The organism is Enterobacter sp. HNDS-6 (assembly GCF_039850505.1).
Taxonomy (GTDB): domain Bacteria; phylum Pseudomonadota; class Gammaproteobacteria; order Enterobacterales; family Enterobacteriaceae; genus Enterobacter; species Enterobacter kobei.
In genome coordinates this window covers 3,847,778-3,863,363 of the sequence record NZ_CP156673.1, presented here as the reverse complement: position 1 = coordinate 3,863,363, position 15,586 = coordinate 3,847,778, and the positions used below count along the sequence as shown (strand labels likewise).

The 15,586-nt window shown below is 53.7% G+C and carries 16 protein-coding genes; 5 read left to right on the top strand and 11 right to left on the bottom strand.

The window, feature by feature from the left end:
* Positions 1 to 41 precede the first annotated feature (41 nt).
* Both ABFI50_RS18080 and tcyP read left to right on the top strand, forming a co-directional pair.
* Positions 42 to 632, top strand: a complete 591-nt coding sequence (locus ABFI50_RS18080; protein ID WP_014883483.1) for a metal-dependent hydrolase — start codon at positions 42 to 44, stop codon at positions 630 to 632.
* Positions 633 to 759: 127 nt separating this feature from the next.
* The gene (tcyP, locus tag ABFI50_RS18075) at positions 760 to 2,151 is read left to right on the top strand and encodes a cystine/sulfocysteine:cation symporter (protein WP_014883482.1); all 1,392 of its coding nucleotides are present in this window, start codon (positions 760 to 762) and stop codon (positions 2,149 to 2,151) included.
* Positions 2,152 to 2,198: 47 nt separating this feature from the next.
* On the opposite strand, the gene cedA is transcribed toward tcyP, so the two are convergent.
* Complete coding sequence (gene cedA / locus ABFI50_RS18070) at positions 2,199 to 2,438, bottom strand: cell division activator CedA (protein ID WP_014883481.1); 240 nt, start codon at positions 2,436 to 2,438, stop codon at positions 2,199 to 2,201.
* 203 nt (positions 2,439 to 2,641) lie between these two features.
* Between cedA and katE the strand changes: the two genes are divergently transcribed.
* Positions 2,642 to 4,891, top strand: coding sequence for a catalase HPII (gene katE / locus ABFI50_RS18065; protein ID WP_023332767.1), 2,250 nt, complete (start codon positions 2,642 to 2,644; stop codon positions 4,889 to 4,891).
* A 92-nt stretch (positions 4,892 to 4,983) separates the two neighbouring features.
* Here the strand turns inward: katE and chbG are convergent, their stop codons facing one another.
* From chbG to osmE, 7 genes are all read right to left on the bottom strand, one after another.
* Positions 4,984 to 5,733, bottom strand: coding sequence for a chitin disaccharide deacetylase (gene chbG, locus ABFI50_RS18060; protein WP_333185932.1), 750 nt, complete (start codon positions 5,731 to 5,733; stop codon positions 4,984 to 4,986).
* Positions 5,734 to 5,744: 11 nt separating this feature from the next.
* On the bottom strand, positions 5,745 to 7,100 hold the full coding sequence (locus tag ABFI50_RS18055) for a 6-phospho-beta-glucosidase (protein WP_342858786.1): 1,356 nt from the start codon (positions 7,098 to 7,100) through the stop codon (positions 5,745 to 5,747).
* Positions 7,101 to 7,210: 110 nt separating this feature from the next.
* Positions 7,211 to 8,053: a transcriptional regulator ChbR gene (chbR, locus tag ABFI50_RS18050; protein ID WP_071819744.1), complete on the bottom strand. Its 843-nt coding sequence runs from the start codon at positions 8,051 to 8,053 to the stop codon at positions 7,211 to 7,213.
* A gap of 5 nt (positions 8,054 to 8,058) precedes the next feature.
* On the bottom strand, positions 8,059 to 8,406 hold the full coding sequence (gene chbA, locus ABFI50_RS18045; RefSeq protein WP_014883476.1) for a PTS N,N'-diacetylchitobiose transporter subunit IIA: 348 nt from the start codon (positions 8,404 to 8,406) through the stop codon (positions 8,059 to 8,061).
* Positions 8,407 to 8,453: 47 nt separating this feature from the next.
* A complete protein-coding gene (gene chbC, locus ABFI50_RS18040; RefSeq protein WP_014883475.1) occupies positions 8,454 to 9,812 on the bottom strand; it encodes a PTS N,N'-diacetylchitobiose transporter subunit IIC in 1,359 nt (452 codons plus the stop codon).
* A gap of 78 nt (positions 9,813 to 9,890) precedes the next feature.
* Positions 9,891 to 10,208, bottom strand: a complete 318-nt coding sequence (gene chbB, locus ABFI50_RS18035) for a PTS N,N'-diacetylchitobiose transporter subunit IIB (protein ID WP_014883474.1) — start codon at positions 10,206 to 10,208, stop codon at positions 9,891 to 9,893.
* A 281-nt stretch (positions 10,209 to 10,489) separates the two neighbouring features.
* A complete protein-coding gene (gene osmE, locus ABFI50_RS18030; protein WP_010430142.1) occupies positions 10,490 to 10,834 on the bottom strand; it encodes an osmotically-inducible lipoprotein OsmE in 345 nt (114 codons plus the stop codon).
* 232 nt (positions 10,835 to 11,066) lie between these two features.
* Here osmE and nadE point away from each other — a divergent pair, with 232 nt between their 5' ends.
* The gene (gene nadE, locus ABFI50_RS18025; protein WP_023332763.1) at positions 11,067 to 11,891 is read left to right on the top strand and encodes an ammonia-dependent NAD(+) synthetase; all 825 of its coding nucleotides are present in this window, start codon (positions 11,067 to 11,069) and stop codon (positions 11,889 to 11,891) included.
* A gap of 179 nt (positions 11,892 to 12,070) precedes the next feature.
* Entirely contained in the window at positions 12,071 to 12,949 is an 879-nt protein-coding gene (cho, locus tag ABFI50_RS18020) for an excinuclease Cho (protein WP_014883472.1), read from the top strand.
* Here the strand turns inward: cho and ves are convergent.
* The 3 genes from ves to astE form a co-directional block, all read right to left on the bottom strand.
* Positions 12,927 to 13,484 (bottom strand): environmental stress-induced protein Ves, encoded by a 558-nt coding sequence (ves, locus tag ABFI50_RS18015; RefSeq protein ID WP_014883471.1) that lies wholly within the window; start codon positions 13,482 to 13,484, stop codon positions 12,927 to 12,929. The genes cho and ves overlap by 23 nt on opposite strands.
* A 297-nt stretch (positions 13,485 to 13,781) precedes the next feature.
* Positions 13,782 to 14,273, bottom strand: coding sequence for an ATP-independent periplasmic protein-refolding chaperone Spy (spy, locus tag ABFI50_RS18010; protein WP_176260575.1), 492 nt, complete (start codon positions 14,271 to 14,273; stop codon positions 13,782 to 13,784).
* 337 nt (positions 14,274 to 14,610) lie between these two features.
* Positions 14,611 to 15,576, bottom strand: a complete 966-nt coding sequence (astE, locus tag ABFI50_RS18005; protein ID WP_032636902.1) for a succinylglutamate desuccinylase — start codon at positions 15,574 to 15,576, stop codon at positions 14,611 to 14,613.
* Positions 15,577 to 15,586: the final 10 nt, after the last annotated feature.

The following is a 15,586-nucleotide window of genomic DNA, read 5'->3' as shown; positions in this document are numbered from 1 at the left end:
AACCCTATACTGTATGAATTGACAGTTTCGTGGGTTTTATCATGACGGCGGAAGGCCACCTCCTTTTTTCCATAGCGTGCGCAGTATTTGCCAAAAACGCTGAACTCACTCCCGTGCTCGCACAGGGGGACTGGTGGCATATTGTCCCTTCCGCCGTATTGACCTGTCTGCTGCCCGATATTGATCATCCCAAATCATTTCTTGGGCAACGCCTGAAGTGGGTCTCGAAACCCATCGCCCGCGCGTTCGGCCACCGGGGGTTTACGCACAGCCTGCTGGCCGTTTTTGGGCTGCTTACCCTTTTTTATTTAAAAGTGCCCGAAAGCTGGATCGTCCCTGCTGATGCCATTCAGGGGATGGTGCTCGGCTACTTAAGCCATATTCTTGCCGATATGCTGACGCCCGCTGGCGTTCCACTTCTCTGGCCGTGTCGCTGGCGCTTTCGTTTTCCCATCCTTGCGCCACAGAAAGGGAACCAGCTTGAGCGCGTATTGTGCATGGCGCTCTTCGCTTACGCCGTCTGGATGCCACAGACATTGCCCGAAAACAGTGCAGTGCGCTGGTCTTCGCAGATGATCAATTCGCTGCAATTTCAGTTCAATCGCTTCATTCATCACCAGATTGAACAGTAAACCAACAAAATCATTCCGTTTGTCATAAACCATTCCATTTGGATATAAGCGCGACATCACACTTCTGCTAACCTTCCGCCAACAGGATCGGGAAAAACCGATCCCATAATAAATCAGGAGAACGGGGATGAATTTTCCACTCATCGCGAACGTTGTTGTGTTCGTTGTATTGCTATTGCTTCTCGCGCAGACGCGCCACAAACAGTGGAGCCTGGCGAAAAAAGTGCTGGTTGGTCTGGCCATGGGTGTCGTATTTGGTCTGGCGTTGCAGGCGATTTATGGCTCCGATAATCCAGTTCTGAAAGACTCTATTCAGTGGTTCAACATTGTCGGCAACGGCTATGTCCAGCTGCTGCAGATGATCGTGATGCCGCTGGTGTTCGCCTCTATTCTGAGTGCCGTTGCCCGCCTGCATAACGCCACTCAACTGGGTAAAATTAGTTTTCTGACCATTGGTACCCTGCTGTTTACCACGCTGATTGCCGCGCTGGTGGGGGTGCTGGTAACCAACCTGTTTGGCCTGACGGCCGAAGGTCTGGTGCAGGGCACGGCTGAAACAGCACGCCTGACCGCGATTCAAACCAACTACGTGGGTAAAGTAGCCGATCTGACGGTTCCGCAGATGGTGCTCTCCTTCATTCCGAAGAACCCGTTTGCTGACCTGACCGGCGCCAGCCCAACGTCCATCATCAGCGTGGTGATCTTCGCGGCATTCCTCGGTGTGGCCGCACTGAAGCTGCTGAAAGACGATGCGCCGAAAGGCGAGCGTGTGCTGACGGCGATTGATACCCTGCAAAGCTGGGTGATGAAGCTGGTGCGTCTGGTCATGCAGCTGACGCCATACGGCGTGCTGGCGCTGATGACTAAAGTGGTAGCGGGCTCTAACCTGCAGGACATCATTAAGCTGGGCAGTTTTGTCGTCGCCTCTTATCTGGGCCTGGGCATCATGTTCGTGGTGCACGGTATCCTGCTGGGCGTGAACGGCGTCAGCCCGCTGAAATACTTCCGCAAAGTCTGGCCGGTACTGACCTTTGCCTTCACCAGCCGCTCCAGCGCCGCGTCTATTCCTCTGAACGTTGAAGCGCAGACCCGTCGCCTGGGCGTGCCAGAATCTATCGCCAGCTTCTCTGCGTCCTTTGGTGCCACCATCGGTCAGAACGGCTGTGCGGGTCTCTACCCGGCGATGCTGGCGGTGATGGTTGCCCCGACCGTGGGTATCAACCCGCTGGATCCGGTCTGGATCGCCACGCTGGTCGGCATTGTGACCATCAGTTCCGCCGGTGTTGCCGGTGTTGGTGGCGGCGCAACCTTCGCTGCGCTGATTGTGCTGCCTGCACTGGGTCTGCCAGTGACGCTGGTCGCGCTGCTGATCTCCGTTGAACCGCTGATCGACATGGGTCGTACCGCGCTGAACGTGAGCGGCTCCATGACCGCCGGTACGCTGACCAGCCAGTGGCTGAAGCAGACCGACAAGGCCATTCTGGAAAGTGAAGACGACGCCGAACTGGCGCACCGGTAATTGCCGGGAAATAAAAAAACCGCCATCAGGCGGTTTTTTTATGGCTGTTATTCTTCAACCTCTTCATCCTGGCGGATTTGCACCGCCCATCGCTGGGCAGACTCCGGCACGGAAAACGTCGGCGATCGACGGAAATGCTCCCCCATCAGGACAAACGCCACATATTTACCACGAAGCTGCCAGACATCACGAAAACCCTCCACTTTCAGGGCATGGTCAGGCGGCGCGGGTTCCACGCGGGGCACATAGCTAATAACCTGGCGGTTTTGTTGACGAAGAGGTTTCATAAGCGACGGGTTCACTAAAGCAAATTCTTGAAGCAGGAAAATTCTATGATAGCCGATTCTGCTCCCTTCCGTCGCGCTCCGAATGGCTGAGAGGGCTCCTTTCGTTAATGGCGGCATGTGAAAACTCTTAGTTCGCGAGCTATCTCACGACATTGTTCTATCCTTAATAGGGTTTTTAGCAATGGATAAAGGAGAAGCGTGCAATGTCGAACAAAGATAATACACATCAATCACCGATTCATGGCACTGAAGAATCTCAACCGGGTATGGACTCTCTCGCCCCTGCTGACGGCTCTCACCGCCCCTCGCCAGGCCCTTCCGCCCCCGGCGAACAGCCTACCGCACCGGGAAGCATGAAATCGCCGGACACCGGGAACGAGAAGCTGAAATCGCTTGAGCCACACCGTAAAGGTGGTGAAGGTTTTGCACTCACGACCAATCAGGGCGTGCGCATTGCTGACGATCAAAACTCTCTTCGCGCCGGCTCGCGCGGCCCCACACTGCTGGAAGACTTTATCCTGCGGGAAAAAATTACCCATTTCGACCACGAGCGAATTCCGGAACGTATCGTTCACGCGCGCGGCTCGGCTGCGCATGGCTACTTCCAGCCGTACAAGAGCCTGAAAGCGATCACCAAAGCAGATTTCCTCTCCGACCCGGATAAAATTACCCCGGTGTTTGTCCGATTCTCCACCGTACAGGGGGGCGCGGGTTCGGCAGACACGGTGCGTGATATTCGCGGTTTCGCCACCAAGTTTTATACCGAAGAGGGTATTTTTGATCTGGTGGGCAATAACACCCCGGTGTTTTTCATTCAGGATGCGCATAAATTTCCTGACTTTGTCCATGCGGTAAAACCGGAGCCCCACTGGGCCATACCGCAGGGACAAAGTGCGCACGACACCTTCTGGGACTATATCTCTCTGCAACCTGAAACGTTACACAACGTGATGTGGGCGATGTCTGACCGGGGTATTCCGCGCAGCTATCGCACGATGGAGGGGTTTGGTATTCACACCTTCCGTATGATTAACGCGGAAGGAAAAGCCACGTTCGTCCGGTTCCACTGGAAGCCGGTGGCGGGCAAAGCCTCGCTGGTGTGGGATGAGGCGCAGAAGCTGACCGGGCGCGATCCAGACTTCCATCGTCGTGAGCTGTGGGAGTCCATTGAAGCCGGCGATTTCCCTGAATATGAACTGGGCCTGCAGCTCATTCCGGAAGAGGACGAATTTAAGTTTGATTTCGACCTTCTTGACCCGACCAAACTGATCCCCGAGGAGCTGGTGCCGGTTCAACTGGTGGGGAAAATGGTGCTCAACCGCAACCCCGATAATTTCTTTGCCGAGAACGAGCAGGCCGCGTTCCACCCGGGGCATATCGTGCCGGGACTGGATTTCACCAACGATCCGCTCTTACAGGGACGTTTGTTCTCGTACACCGATACGCAGATCAGCCGCCTTGGCGGGCCGAACTTCCACGAAATTCCAATTAACCGTCCGACCTGCCCGTACCACAATTTCCAGCGCGACGGGATGCATCGTCAGGATATTGATACCAATCCGGCTAACTACGAGCCTAACTCGATCAACGATAACTGGCCGCGCGAAACACCGCCAGGCCCGAAACGCGGAGGTTTTGAGTCGTACCAGGAGCGTATCGATGGCAACAAAATTCGCGAGCGCAGCCCTTCCTTCGGCGAGTATTACGCCCATCCTCGCCTGTTCTGGAACAGCCAGACGCCGATTGAGCAGCAGCACATCATCGGCGGCTTTAGCTTCGAGTTAAGTAAGGTGGTGCGCACCTACATACGCGAGCGCGTGGTCGATCAGCTTGCGCACATTGATATTCAGCTCGCCCAGAGCGTGGCGGATAACCTGGGTATTACCCTGACTGACGAGCAGCGCAACCTTGCTCCGCCAAAAGAGGTCAACGGCGTGAAGAAAGATCCGTCGCTGAGTCTGTATGCGGTGCCAGGTGGCTCAATTAAAGGCCGCGTGGTCGCCATCCTGCTGAACGATAAAACCCGGGCCAGTGACGTACTGGGCATTATGCAGGCGCTGAAAACCCAGGGCGTACACGCCAAACTGCTTTATTCCCGAATGGGTGAAGTGACGGCTGATGACGGTTCCGTGCTGCCGGTGGCTGCGACCTTTGCCGGGGCACCCTCGCTGACCGTCGATGCGGTGATTGTGCCGTGCGGGGATATTGCCAGCCTGTTGACCAACGGTGACGCCGTCTATTACCTGCTGGAAGCTTATAAGCACCTGAAACCGATCGCGTTGTCCGGCGATGCGCGTCAGTTTAAATCCCAGCTGAAGGTTGCCGAGCAAGGTGAGGACGGCATTGTCGAGGGCGATAACGTGGACGACGCCTTTATGACGAAGCTGTTTGACCTGCTCGCCGCGCACCGCGTCTGGTCACGCAGCAGCAAGATTGACCAGATCCCGGCGTAAAAAAAGCCGGGTGGCGCTTGCGCTTACCCGGCCTACAACAGTTTGCAGGTCGTTCGTAGGCCGGGTAAGGCGAAGCCGCCCCCCGGCACTTCTCACAGATCCCGGAATGTCCCCAACCGATACCCTCGTTCGGCAATCGCGTATTTCAGCGACGGCGACGTCAGCACATCCAGCTCCGCCAGGCGCGGCCAGCAGTACGCGCTCTTGCGCACGATATTATCGACAAATGCGGGGTGCGCCATGACTTCCAGTGACTTTTCTCCCCGGGCTGCTGAATCATCCAGCACCTTCAGGAACAGCGCTTCGTCGATCGCCTCGCCGTAAAACGCGCTGCTGAACCCTGCGGTGGTTGTCACCGCACTGTCCTGCAACCCTTGTACCTCACGATCCACGCGCATCGCTACGCCTTTGCGTTGGGCAAACGCCGCAACGATCGGGAAAATAGCCGGGATCATATGCACGTGGTGATGGCTGTCGATGTGTGTTGGCAGATCACCAAACAGATCAGCAAAGCGGTTGAACTGACAGTCCAGCTCGCGGGCAATCTCTTCCAGCGGCAGAGCGTCCTGCTCCGCCTGTTCCCAAATCCATTTACCTAACTGTCCGTCACGGGTCAGGCCCGGCATTGGCGTAAGCGGCATACCGAGCGTCAGCACAAAATGCATCCCGACGCCCAGCTCAGGCACGTCGCGGCTTAGCTGCGCCGCGTGTTCAACCGCTTCACCATTAACCAGTGCCGTAGTGGATGTCACAACCCCCCGGCGACAGGCTTCAATAATGCCGTAGTTCTGACCTTTCGAGAGGCCAAAGTCATCAGCATTAACGATCAGCAGGTTTTCCATTGTGCGTCCTCTCAGTGGTGTTTGAACTTCAGCTTCTCAATCGTGGCGGCAAAGTTCGGCAACCATTTTTCATGCGCCAGGATCATCTCTGCTGCAAGCTGCTCCGCATCGCGGTCGGAATGCACCAGCGGGCTGAGGTTCAGTGCCAGAAGCACGTCATTCAGCTCGCCGCTCAGCGCCGCCTGACTTGCCGCCACTTCAAAGCCTTTAATGGTGTGGATCAGACCCATAACTTTGTCATCAAAATGAGTAATGCGCGGATGCGGTTTAGCGCCATCGCGTCCCAGAATGCAGGTCATCTCAACGGCCCAGTCAGCCGGGATATTGTCGATGTGGCCGTGGTGCGGCACGTTAACGTAGTGCTCCGCCTGCTTGTCGTTGTAGATGGCGTTGATCACTTCACACGCCGCATCGGAATAATAGGCCCCGCCGCGCTGCTCAAGCTCTTTCGGCTTGACGTTCAGGTTCGGATCTTTATACAAGTCGAACAGCTGCTTCTCAACTTTCTGAACGATTTGCGCCCGCGCGCCCCCCTTGTAATACTCGCCCATTTCGATGGCCAGCATCTCTTTCTGCTTGAAGTAATAAAGCAGGTAGGAGCACGGCAGCAGATTCAACGAGCGGATCAGCCCTTCGCTGAACGGCAGGTCAAAGATGTTTTTCACAGACGCAGCGGTCAGACGACCCGAGGCGACCCCGTCCAGCAGTTCAGCAAAACGCGATGTTCCGTTCACGATGACATCTTTAATGAACACCATATGGTTCAAACCGAACAGATCGATAGAGAGATCGTCATTATCGGTCAGTTCCAGCACGTCACGGATAAACATTTTCATGCCGACTGGAATATTACAGACGCCAATAAAGCGCTTGAAACCGGTATGACGATAAACCGCTTCGGTCACCATCCCTGCCGGGTTAGTGAAGTTAATCACCCACGCGTCTGGACAGATTTCCTGCACGTCTTTAACGATGTCGAAAATAACCGGAATGGTACGCAGGCCTTTGAACAGGCCACCGGCACCGTTAGTTTCCTGACCGAGATAACCGTGGCTCAACGGAATACGCTCGTCCAGTTCACGCGCTTTCAACTGGCCAACGCGCAGCTGGGTGGTTACGAAATCTGCATCTTTCAGCGCCAGTCGACGATCCAGCGTTTTATGCACGGTCAGAGGTACGCCCGCTTTCTCAACCATGCGTTGGCACAGGTCGAAAATAATATTCAGCTTCTCCTGACCTTCCTCCACGTCCACCAGCCATAATTCGCTGACCGGTAATTCATGATAACGTTTCAGAAAACCTTCAAGTAATTCCGGGGTATAGCTGCTGCCGCCACCAATGGTTACGACTTTTAATTTCTTTTGCATAATATCTCCCTTTGCGTATCAGGTTAATCGCCTGCAAGGTATAGCGTACTCTTCCCGCTATTTGGGCAAGCCATTAAAGCAATATTCGTGGCGGATAAAACCGCCGAAAGTTAATTCATTACCGTCAAACTTTTGCGGTAACTGTTCGGGGTGAATGACGTTAATTTCTTAAACGTTTTAATAAACAGGCTGGGGCTACTGTATCCCGATTCGTAAGCAATATCGGTGACCGAGTAGTTAGTAATTTCCAGCTGTTTTTTGGCAAAGTTAATGCGAATGTCATTAATAATTTGCACGGGTGTTTTACGATAATACCGCTGCGTCGCGCGGGTCAAATATTCCTGGGATTTCCCCGACAGGGAAACCATATTCTCCAGCGCATTGTCACTGAACTGGGCTTTATCGTGCATCAGTTCAACAGTGCTGCGCAGCCACTGTGGAATATCATCCGTCACCTGCTGCTCTTCACGATGATGACGCAGCCGGTTCATCACATAGAAAGTCACCGTTTCAATAAACTCGTCAAATTCATTTTCACGGAAGTTAAGCGAGGCAATAACCGTTTCAATCCAGGTCATGAACTCGTTTTTCACGCGATAAACCTGAGACGCCACAAAGCAGAACGGTACCAGCGGCAGATAGTGCTTTTCAAAGAAGCGCCTGCTGACGCCGACATTCAGAATGCGGGTTGCACCGAATTCGTAAAAGCTCTGGTGATAGGACCCCATCGGCAGGAAGACAAAATCCCCTCGCTCAAGCAGGACGCGCTTACCGTTGATCTCCTGGTAGTAGCGGCCGGTCAGAACAATCGTGAACTCGTAGTAGTCATGCTGGTGCAGACCACTGGCGCTCTCCGTCTTGTTGTAGATAACCACGTGAAAATTTTTGCCATTAAACAGCTGCTGTTCAAGTGCGGTTTTAATTTCCATCGTGCTGACCTCCTGCTGCAACATCCGACTTAGTGCATTTTCTCGTGAAGCTCAATCAACTCCGCCACCAGCTCGCGCGCCAGCATGGAGGTCATCAGGTGATCCTGCGCGTGTACCAGCACCAGGCTGACCTTCATCTTTCCTTCACCCTGATCGCTTTCAATAAGCTTTGTCTGCACCAGGTGCGCTTCGTTCAGCGCGGTACGGGACTGTTCCATCATGGTTTTCGCGGCGGCAAAATCACCCTGCTTGGCCTGCTTCAGTGCGGCATACGCCAGGCTGCGGGCCTGCCCGGAGTTGATGATAAGCCCCATCACCACTTCTTCAAGATCGTTCTCTGCGGCGTCGTCTGCGACGATACTATCCAAATCTAACATGTTTAAGCTCCTTGTGGCTGACGCGGGTTTCCCCGCGTCGGTCAATCTTAGAATTTCAGTGAGAGGGCAATGTCCTCTTCGCTCTCTTCTTCATCAATGATGGTGGCAGCTTTGTTCGCAATCGCCACGAATGGCATGTAGAGCAGGGTCGCAATCCCGAGGTTGAATATCGCCAGCAGGAAGGCCGCGACGCTACCGTTGGTATTGAAGAACGCGCCCAGCCCCGCTGGCATGGTCCACGGTGCAATGTTGGTCACCGGCGGAATAATGCCCATGTAGTAAGCCGTCAGGGTGATGGCTGCCAGCAGTGGTTGAACCAGGATGAACGGAATGAACATGACCGGGTTCATGATGATTGGCAGGCCAAACAGAATCGGTTCGTTAATCTGGAAGATACCTGATGGCAGCGCCAGTTTAGCTACCTGACGATAGTCAGCACGACGAGAGACAATAAAGACCGCGATGATCAGACCCAAGGTCGCCCCGGTACCACCCAGGAAGATATAGGAGTCAAGCATCGGCTTCGCCCACACATGGAAGGTTTTACCTGCTGCCAGCGCCGCGTCAACGGAGCCGTACTGCTGGTAAAGTGCCACGTTTTCCAGTGCCCACGGGGTCATAATTCCGCTATCCAGCGCAGCCAGTGCCAGTGAACCATGTACGCCGAAGAACCACAGCAGAGAGGTGAAAATCACATACGCCCAACCGACCACACCACCCATCGACGCCAGCGGCGTGGAGATAGAATCCATGATGATCTGGTGGAAGTTCGTGCCCCAGTGAGAGAGCGCCCAGGCAATAATCCCCATAATGGAGAGAATAATAAAGCCCGGAATCAACGCGGAAAATGAACGAGAAACGGACGTCGGTACGCTATCCGGCAAGCGGATAACCCAGTTGCGACGAATAATAAAGGTGAACATTTCCGCCACCACCAGACCGATAACAATACCGGAGATGATGTTCGCCCCACCCAACCAGTTGGCGCCGACGGCATACGCCTCCCCTACGCTGTAAGGTGTGACGGTCATAAATGCAGCAACGGATAATAACCCGGCAGCCAGCGGATCCACTTTTCGCTCTTCTGCCAGTGCCATGCCAATAAAGAAAGGCGCCATCAGCGACATAATACCTAACGTACCGTTATATACGTTGCCGCCGATGGCTTTAAAACCATTAAGGGTTTCAATTGTGGAAGCGTCTAACCGAATGCCTAATGAATAAAAGAAGGAACCTTCACCAAAGCTCAGAAAAACGTTGTTAATTAAAACGAACATGGCCCCGGCCAGCGTCAACGGCATTAATTTAATAAAGCCGTTTTTAATGGCATTAACGTGAGGCTGCTTTCCTATTTTAACAGCAAAAGGAAGGAGTACCTTTTCAAGTGAAGCGATGACTTTACTCATAGGTAAATACCCTTAAATGCCGTAACTCGTGTTACGGCGTATTGTGTGTGAAATAACTCTTTGACGGGAAAAATAAAATTAATTAGCAGCTTTTTTAATGGCTGCCACAGCAGCTTTCAGAACACCTAAACCATCAATCTTGCCATACAGCCCCGAGTCGATCACTTCGACCGGTTTGTTGGGTAGCAGTCGTTGTATTTCGGGCAACATATAGGCGATTTGCGGCCCCAGTAAAACAACATCGGCTTTCTGGCCTTTCTCGCCCGCCAGCGTTTCTGGAAACGCTTCAATCACCACAGGGACTTCATACTTTTCAGCCTGCGCACGCATCTTTGACACCAGCAGTGAGGTTGACATGCCCGCTGAGCAGAACAGGTAGATATGTTTCTTTTCCATCGTAATTTCCCTCTTGTAGGTCTACCTGCCATCGCGCTATCACTCGACTTGCTGTCCCGGCAGACAGGTAGTTTGCATACTGTTGTTTGTCGTTGGAGTGAGTATACGCAATGGTACAGACAGGAGATAATTCTGAACAGGTTGAAATTGTCTCTCATTGACCTGGCTTGTTGACTACCTTCACATTTCGGGCAAATAATTCGCGCAAAGAAATAAGATTTACGTATACACAAAAAAACCGGCCCATGGGCCGGTTCGTTAACATCTTCAGACAAGCTGGGTTACTGAGCCTTTGGAGCCTGGGGATCGGTGTCGTATTCAGCACAGGTCTGATAACCGGAGTTAATAACATGACCAGTGTCATCCAGGGCGACAAAGTAGGTCTCTGCCTTACCATCACGTTGACCCAGGATATAGGTCTGGCAGGTCCCTTTCGCATGAATCATTGTCACTTCAGAAGAAGGTTTACCGGCGATCGCAGCGACCTGCGAACGGGTCATCCCTTTTTTAACGTCTTTAACCACGGGCTGTGTAAACTGATCCTTGGTGCGATCGTAAGCCGTACACCCTGCCAGCATCGTCAGTACTGCCGCTGCGCTAAGAATTCCTGCTACGTTCTTGTTCATATTCCGTCCTCTTGTTTATCAGCGTGTTATCTAAGCATGGAATAAAAAGTACTATTGTTCAACTTTGTGAATTACGCCAGACGAATTTCGGAAAATTCTAATAAAACAACGATAACCTGCTAAATCGGCGTAAATTAGCGCACTCGAAACTGTGATCCTTGTCGTTTCTCGTCCAAAGGGTTAGTTTTAACAGTTAACACATTCTGTTTATGTTCTGCATATGGAGGGCGTGATGGCTCTGCAACACGAGATTATTCAGGCACTGGGCGCGAAGCCCGCGGTAGATGCACATGAAGAGATCCGCCGTAGCGTGGATTTTTTAAAATCGTACTTAAGAAAGAACGCTTTCCTGAAATCCCTGGTGCTGGGCATCAGCGGCGGGCAGGACTCCACCCTGACCGGTAAACTCTGTCAGATGGCGATTTCAGAGCTTCGCGAAGAAACGGGCGATGAGAAATTGCAGTTTATCGCCGTGCGTCTTCCCTATGGCGTGCAGGCCGATGAACAGGATTGCCAGGATGCCATCGCGTTCATCCAGCCCGATCGCGTACTCACCGTCAATATTAAAGGGGCGGTGCTGGCAAGCGAGCAGGCACTGCGCGAAGCGGGCATTGAGCTGAGCGATTTTGTTCGCGGCAACGAGAAAGCTCGTGAGCGTATGAAAGCCCAGTACAGCATCGCCGGAATGACCAAAGGCGTGGTTGTCGGCACCGACCATGCGGCAGAAGCCATCACCGGTTTCTTCACCAAATATGGCGATGGCGGCACCGACATTAACCCGATTTTCCGTCTGAACAAGCGTCAGGGTAAACAGCTGCTTGCCGCGCTGGGCTGTCCTGAGCACTTGTATAAAAAGGCACCGACGGCGGATCTGGAAGACGATCGCCCTTCCCTGCCGGATGAAGCGGCCCTTGGCGTCACCTATGATAATATTGATGATTATCTGGAAGGCAAACAGCTGGATGAAGGTACCGCGAAGATCATTGAAAGTTGGTATCTGAAAACCGAACACAAGCGCCACACGCCGATTACGGTGTTTGACGACTTCTGGAAATAAACGCAAAACGGCAACCCCGTTGCCGTTTTTAGTGTTTGCCCCCTCTCCCGTGGGAGAGGGTTGGGGTGAGGGCAACAGACCGCACGATGTGGCCGGGTAAGGCGTAGCCACCACCCGGCTCTTTTTTAACCACAGCGCACCTGCTACACTGTATACCTGAACAGTATACGGAGTAATATGTGAGCAGGCGTCAATCCGCCCCGCGTCTTGAGTTTGAAGCGGCGGCTATCTACGAATATCCCGAGCACCTTCGCCCCTGGCTTGAGGCGCTGCCAAAACAGCCTGGCGTGTACATTTTTCACGGTGAAAGCGACACCTTGCCGCTTTATATCGGCAAAAGCGTCAATATTCGCAGCCGGGTGTTATCCCACCTGCGTACCCCGGATGAGGCCGCCATGCTGCGCCAGTCGCGGCGCATCACCTGGTTTCAGACAGCGGGAGAAATGGGTGCGCTGTTGCTGGAGGCCCGGCTGATAAAAGAGCAACAACCGCTCTTTAATAAGCGCCTGCGCCGTAACCGTCAGCTTTGTTCCCTGCAGATCAGCGACGGTAAGCCGCAGGTGGTTTACGCCCGCGACGTCGATTTTTCTCATGCGCCAAACCTTTTTGGATTATTTGCCAACAAACGCGCGGCCCTTCAGGCTCTGCAAACACTGGCCGACGAGCTACAGCTTTGCTACAGCCTTTTAGGTTTAGAAGGCACCACGCGTGGCCGCGCCTGTTTTCGCTCCGCGCTGAAGCGCTGCGCAGGCGCCTGCTGCGGCAAAGAGAGCGTTGAGGCGCATCACGCGCGCCTCCTGAGCGGTCTTGCGGCCATCAGCATCAACTGCTGGCCGTGGGAGGGCGCCGTGGCGCTAAAAGAAGTGGGTGAAACGATGACGCAGTATCACATCGTCAATAACTGGCTCTGGCTGGGGGCTGTCGATGATTTAAGCGACGCGGCAACCCTGTTACGCACCCCCGCCGGGTTCGATCAGGATGGCTATAAAATCCTCTGCAAGCCCGTCTTAACCGGCAAATTTGAGGTCATTATGCTCAGTGACCCGGCAGCCAGTTAATTTCACTGAACAGCAGGGTACCCTGAGACTCCAGCAAACGCAGAGTATGGGTCCCCTCCTCCCAGCTGGCGCCCTGATCGGCCGTCAGCAGTTTATCACCCAGCTGCCACGCCCCGCTTAGCACAAACACCACGCCGCCACGCGAGCCAAACGTAGTAAAGGTACGGTCGGCAACGCGCACTTTCGCCTTGCAGCAGTCACGCCGGGTCATGATGTTGAAGTCCATCGCCATCCTGCCATCGGAAAGCAATGCCTTTACCGGCAAATCGCCGGCAAAATGGTAAGGTTGATGCGGTTTAAGAGTATGGCGGAACGCCTGTCCGGCATCCAGCGTCACCTCCCCGCCCTCCAGCAAGGTAATGACCCGGTCAACTCCGGGAAAAGCGGAGAATTCGCCGTTGCTGGCGATCGTCGCAATACTGGCTCGCCAGCAAAAATCGCGCGTTGCGGGAGGGATACAACAAATTTCTCGCGTTTCGCCAGCACCATTACGCCAGAGGCTGACCGGCATTTTACGGATATCAAAGAACTCCATCACCACTCCTGAATGGCACAACCCGTGCCAGGGCAAGGATATCGCTACCCTTGCAGTCTTGTTTGTTATCGTTAGGTATTCACAGACACAGTATCGGCAGCAAAGCGGGCAGGCCTTAGCGGAACGTCAATAAAATTGCTAACGCCATGACTCTACAAACATTCTCTGAAGCGACTACAGGAGAATACCGCGCTGGCAGCGGCAGACAAGAGGGCAGGAAAGAAAAACCGCCGGTCCTGTCCACAGCGGTTGCGCTTTTGTGGACAGGATCCCGGCGGTCTTAAGATGTTGAACCGATTATTCGGTCGGTGCTGGCATTTTACCTTCCATCGCCGGACGTTCTGTCAGACGCTTCTCAAAATTGGCATTAAACTGTTTTTTCTGTTCCGGGGTCAAAATGTTGTAGATCTTGTTCTGGGTTTCCATGTGGGCCAGCATGCGGGCTTTATGCTGCTCGGCCATTTTGTCGATCTGCGCTTCGGCTTTCGCCTTATCGAAGGTGTCGCTGGCAATGATGTCATGCATTGCGCGGCGCTCTTCCAGCGGAGGACGCTTCATCTGGTCGCGCTGGCTTTTCATGATGTCGCGGATCTGCTGCTTCTGCGCATCCGTCAGGTTGAGCCCCTTAAACATCATCATCTCGTTGTGCATACCCGGGCCTTTATGATGCATCATCATTTTGCCTTCGGCCGGTGCGGAAGTAGTGGTTGCGGTATCTGCGGCGAACGCCATGCTGGTAGCGCCCAGAGCCAGGGTAGAAGCAACAAACAGTGCAGTAAACTTACGCATAATTTATTTCCTTTCTTTCAGTTATTCTTCGGCGCTATGCCGTGTTGACGAGATTAACTTTACGGGGTTTATCGTCAATTAGTCAGAGCAACAGTAAAACAATGAAAGTGTAAAAAACAATTTTTCGCCAAATATGGAGGAAATAAGGATAAAGCGTGGAGAGTTGCAACAAAAAATATTCAAAACGATGAATTTAAAGCAATTTCGAAAAAGTATAGCGAAGTGAAGATGAATAATAAAGCAATTCACCAGGAATATTCCGCAAAACAAGGACCAGCGCTTTAAACGTTAAGAAACGTTTTTACTTTCCCCTCCCGGATGATGAGAGGGGAATGGTTCAGGATATTTTTTCCAGCATCAGACCCGCTCGCAGGCCAAACGCGACGGTAGGGTTAGGGAACAACACATATTCCGTTGTTTTCTGCACTTCGTAACGTTCTTCCCCATCTTCCGCCAGCAGCGCTCCTTTGCGAAACGGCGTGAAGTTCAGGGTGTGCGCGGCCATATGAAGCTGGAAAGCATCGCTGCGGCGGGTGATCTGCTGTACGACGCGATACCGCTCAACGGGCTGATGCTCATGGTCGGGAGCCTCTCCCCCGAGCAGAGCCCGCAGCGCGAGATGCGTGGGAGCAAAACGCGTCAGATCGTTCTCACCGAAAGGAAGCGCTTTTCCCAGTTCCAGCGTACAGGCCAGGGCAGCAAAATGTTCGCAGGTAAAATGGGTAAACGTTCCGCCCGGCGACTGATGAAAGACCAGCGCCTCCAGCCCGGCGTCCCCCAGCCAGCGCAGAAAAGCTTCATCCCAGGGCTGATTCCGCTGCGGTAACACGCCAAAGCGCACATGGTAAGACGCGCGGATCGCGGTATGGAGATCAAGATGCCAGCGCACTGGCCCCGCCGTGGAGAAAAACGCGGTCACGACATTCTCAAGCCACGCGGCCCTTGCCGTTTCTTCACTTTGCGGAAACTGCGACCAGCGACCGCCAAACATGCGGTTAATGTCACTCACCAGGTAACGTTTGTTTTGCGCCAGCGCAGGCGGATTGCCCAGCACCACCAGTACGCGACACGTAAGGGTGATATCTCCGCGATATAACGCACGCAGTAGCAAATCGACAATCTCAACGGGCGCCGTTTCATTGCCGTGAATGCCCGTTGAGAGCAGCAGCGACAGCTCGCTGTCGGTAGTCGGCGTCAGCTCAAGCACCCCGCGCCCCAGCCACCGCCAGCGGAATGAGGGGCCGTCCCCCTCTTTCTGTTCCGGCGTTTCATCGGCCAGGGTCAGCGCCAGTAAATTTTCCATACCCACTCCT

Bases quoted from the DNA above. Each gene is read 5' to 3' on its own strand.
- katE (WP_023332767.1), top strand. From the start codon at position 2,642: ATGTCGAACAAAGATAATACACATCAATCACCGATTCATGGCACTGAA.
- cedA (WP_014883481.1), bottom strand. From the start codon at position 2,438: ATGAAACCTCTTCGTCAACAAAACCGCCAGGTTATTAGCTATGTGCCC.
- ves (WP_014883471.1), bottom strand. From the start codon at position 13,484: ATGGAGTTCTTTGATATCCGTAAAATGCCGGTCAGCCTCTGGCGTAAT.
- chbA (WP_014883476.1), bottom strand. From the start codon at position 8,406: ATGTTAGATTTGGATAGTATCGTCGCAGACGACGCCGCAGAGAACGAT.
- ABFI50_RS18080 (WP_014883483.1), top strand. From the start codon at position 42: ATGACGGCGGAAGGCCACCTCCTTTTTTCCATAGCGTGCGCAGTATTT.
- chbC (WP_014883475.1), bottom strand. From the start codon at position 9,812: ATGAGTAAAGTCATCGCTTCACTTGAAAAGGTACTCCTTCCTTTTGCT.
- ABFI50_RS18055 (WP_342858786.1), bottom strand. From the start codon at position 7,100: ATGCAAAAGAAATTAAAAGTCGTAACCATTGGTGGCGGCAGCAGCTAT.
- spy (WP_176260575.1), bottom strand. From the start codon at position 14,273: ATGCGTAAGTTTACTGCACTGTTTGTTGCTTCTACCCTGGCTCTGGGC.
- astE (WP_032636902.1), bottom strand. From the start codon at position 15,576: ATGGAAAATTTACTGGCGCTGACCCTGGCCGATGAAACGCCGGAACAG.
- nadE (WP_023332763.1), top strand. From the start codon at position 11,067: ATGGCTCTGCAACACGAGATTATTCAGGCACTGGGCGCGAAGCCCGCG.
- chbR (WP_071819744.1), bottom strand. From the start codon at position 8,053: ATGTTGCAGCAGGAGGTCAGCACGATGGAAATTAAAACCGCACTTGAA.
- chbB (WP_014883474.1), bottom strand. From the start codon at position 10,208: ATGGAAAAGAAACATATCTACCTGTTCTGCTCAGCGGGCATGTCAACC.
- chbG (WP_333185932.1), bottom strand. From the start codon at position 5,733: ATGGAAAACCTGCTGATCGTTAATGCTGATGACTTTGGCCTCTCGAAA.
- osmE (WP_010430142.1), bottom strand. From the start codon at position 10,834: ATGAACAAGAACGTAGCAGGAATTCTTAGCGCAGCGGCAGTACTGACG.
- tcyP (WP_014883482.1), top strand. From the start codon at position 760: ATGAATTTTCCACTCATCGCGAACGTTGTTGTGTTCGTTGTATTGCTA.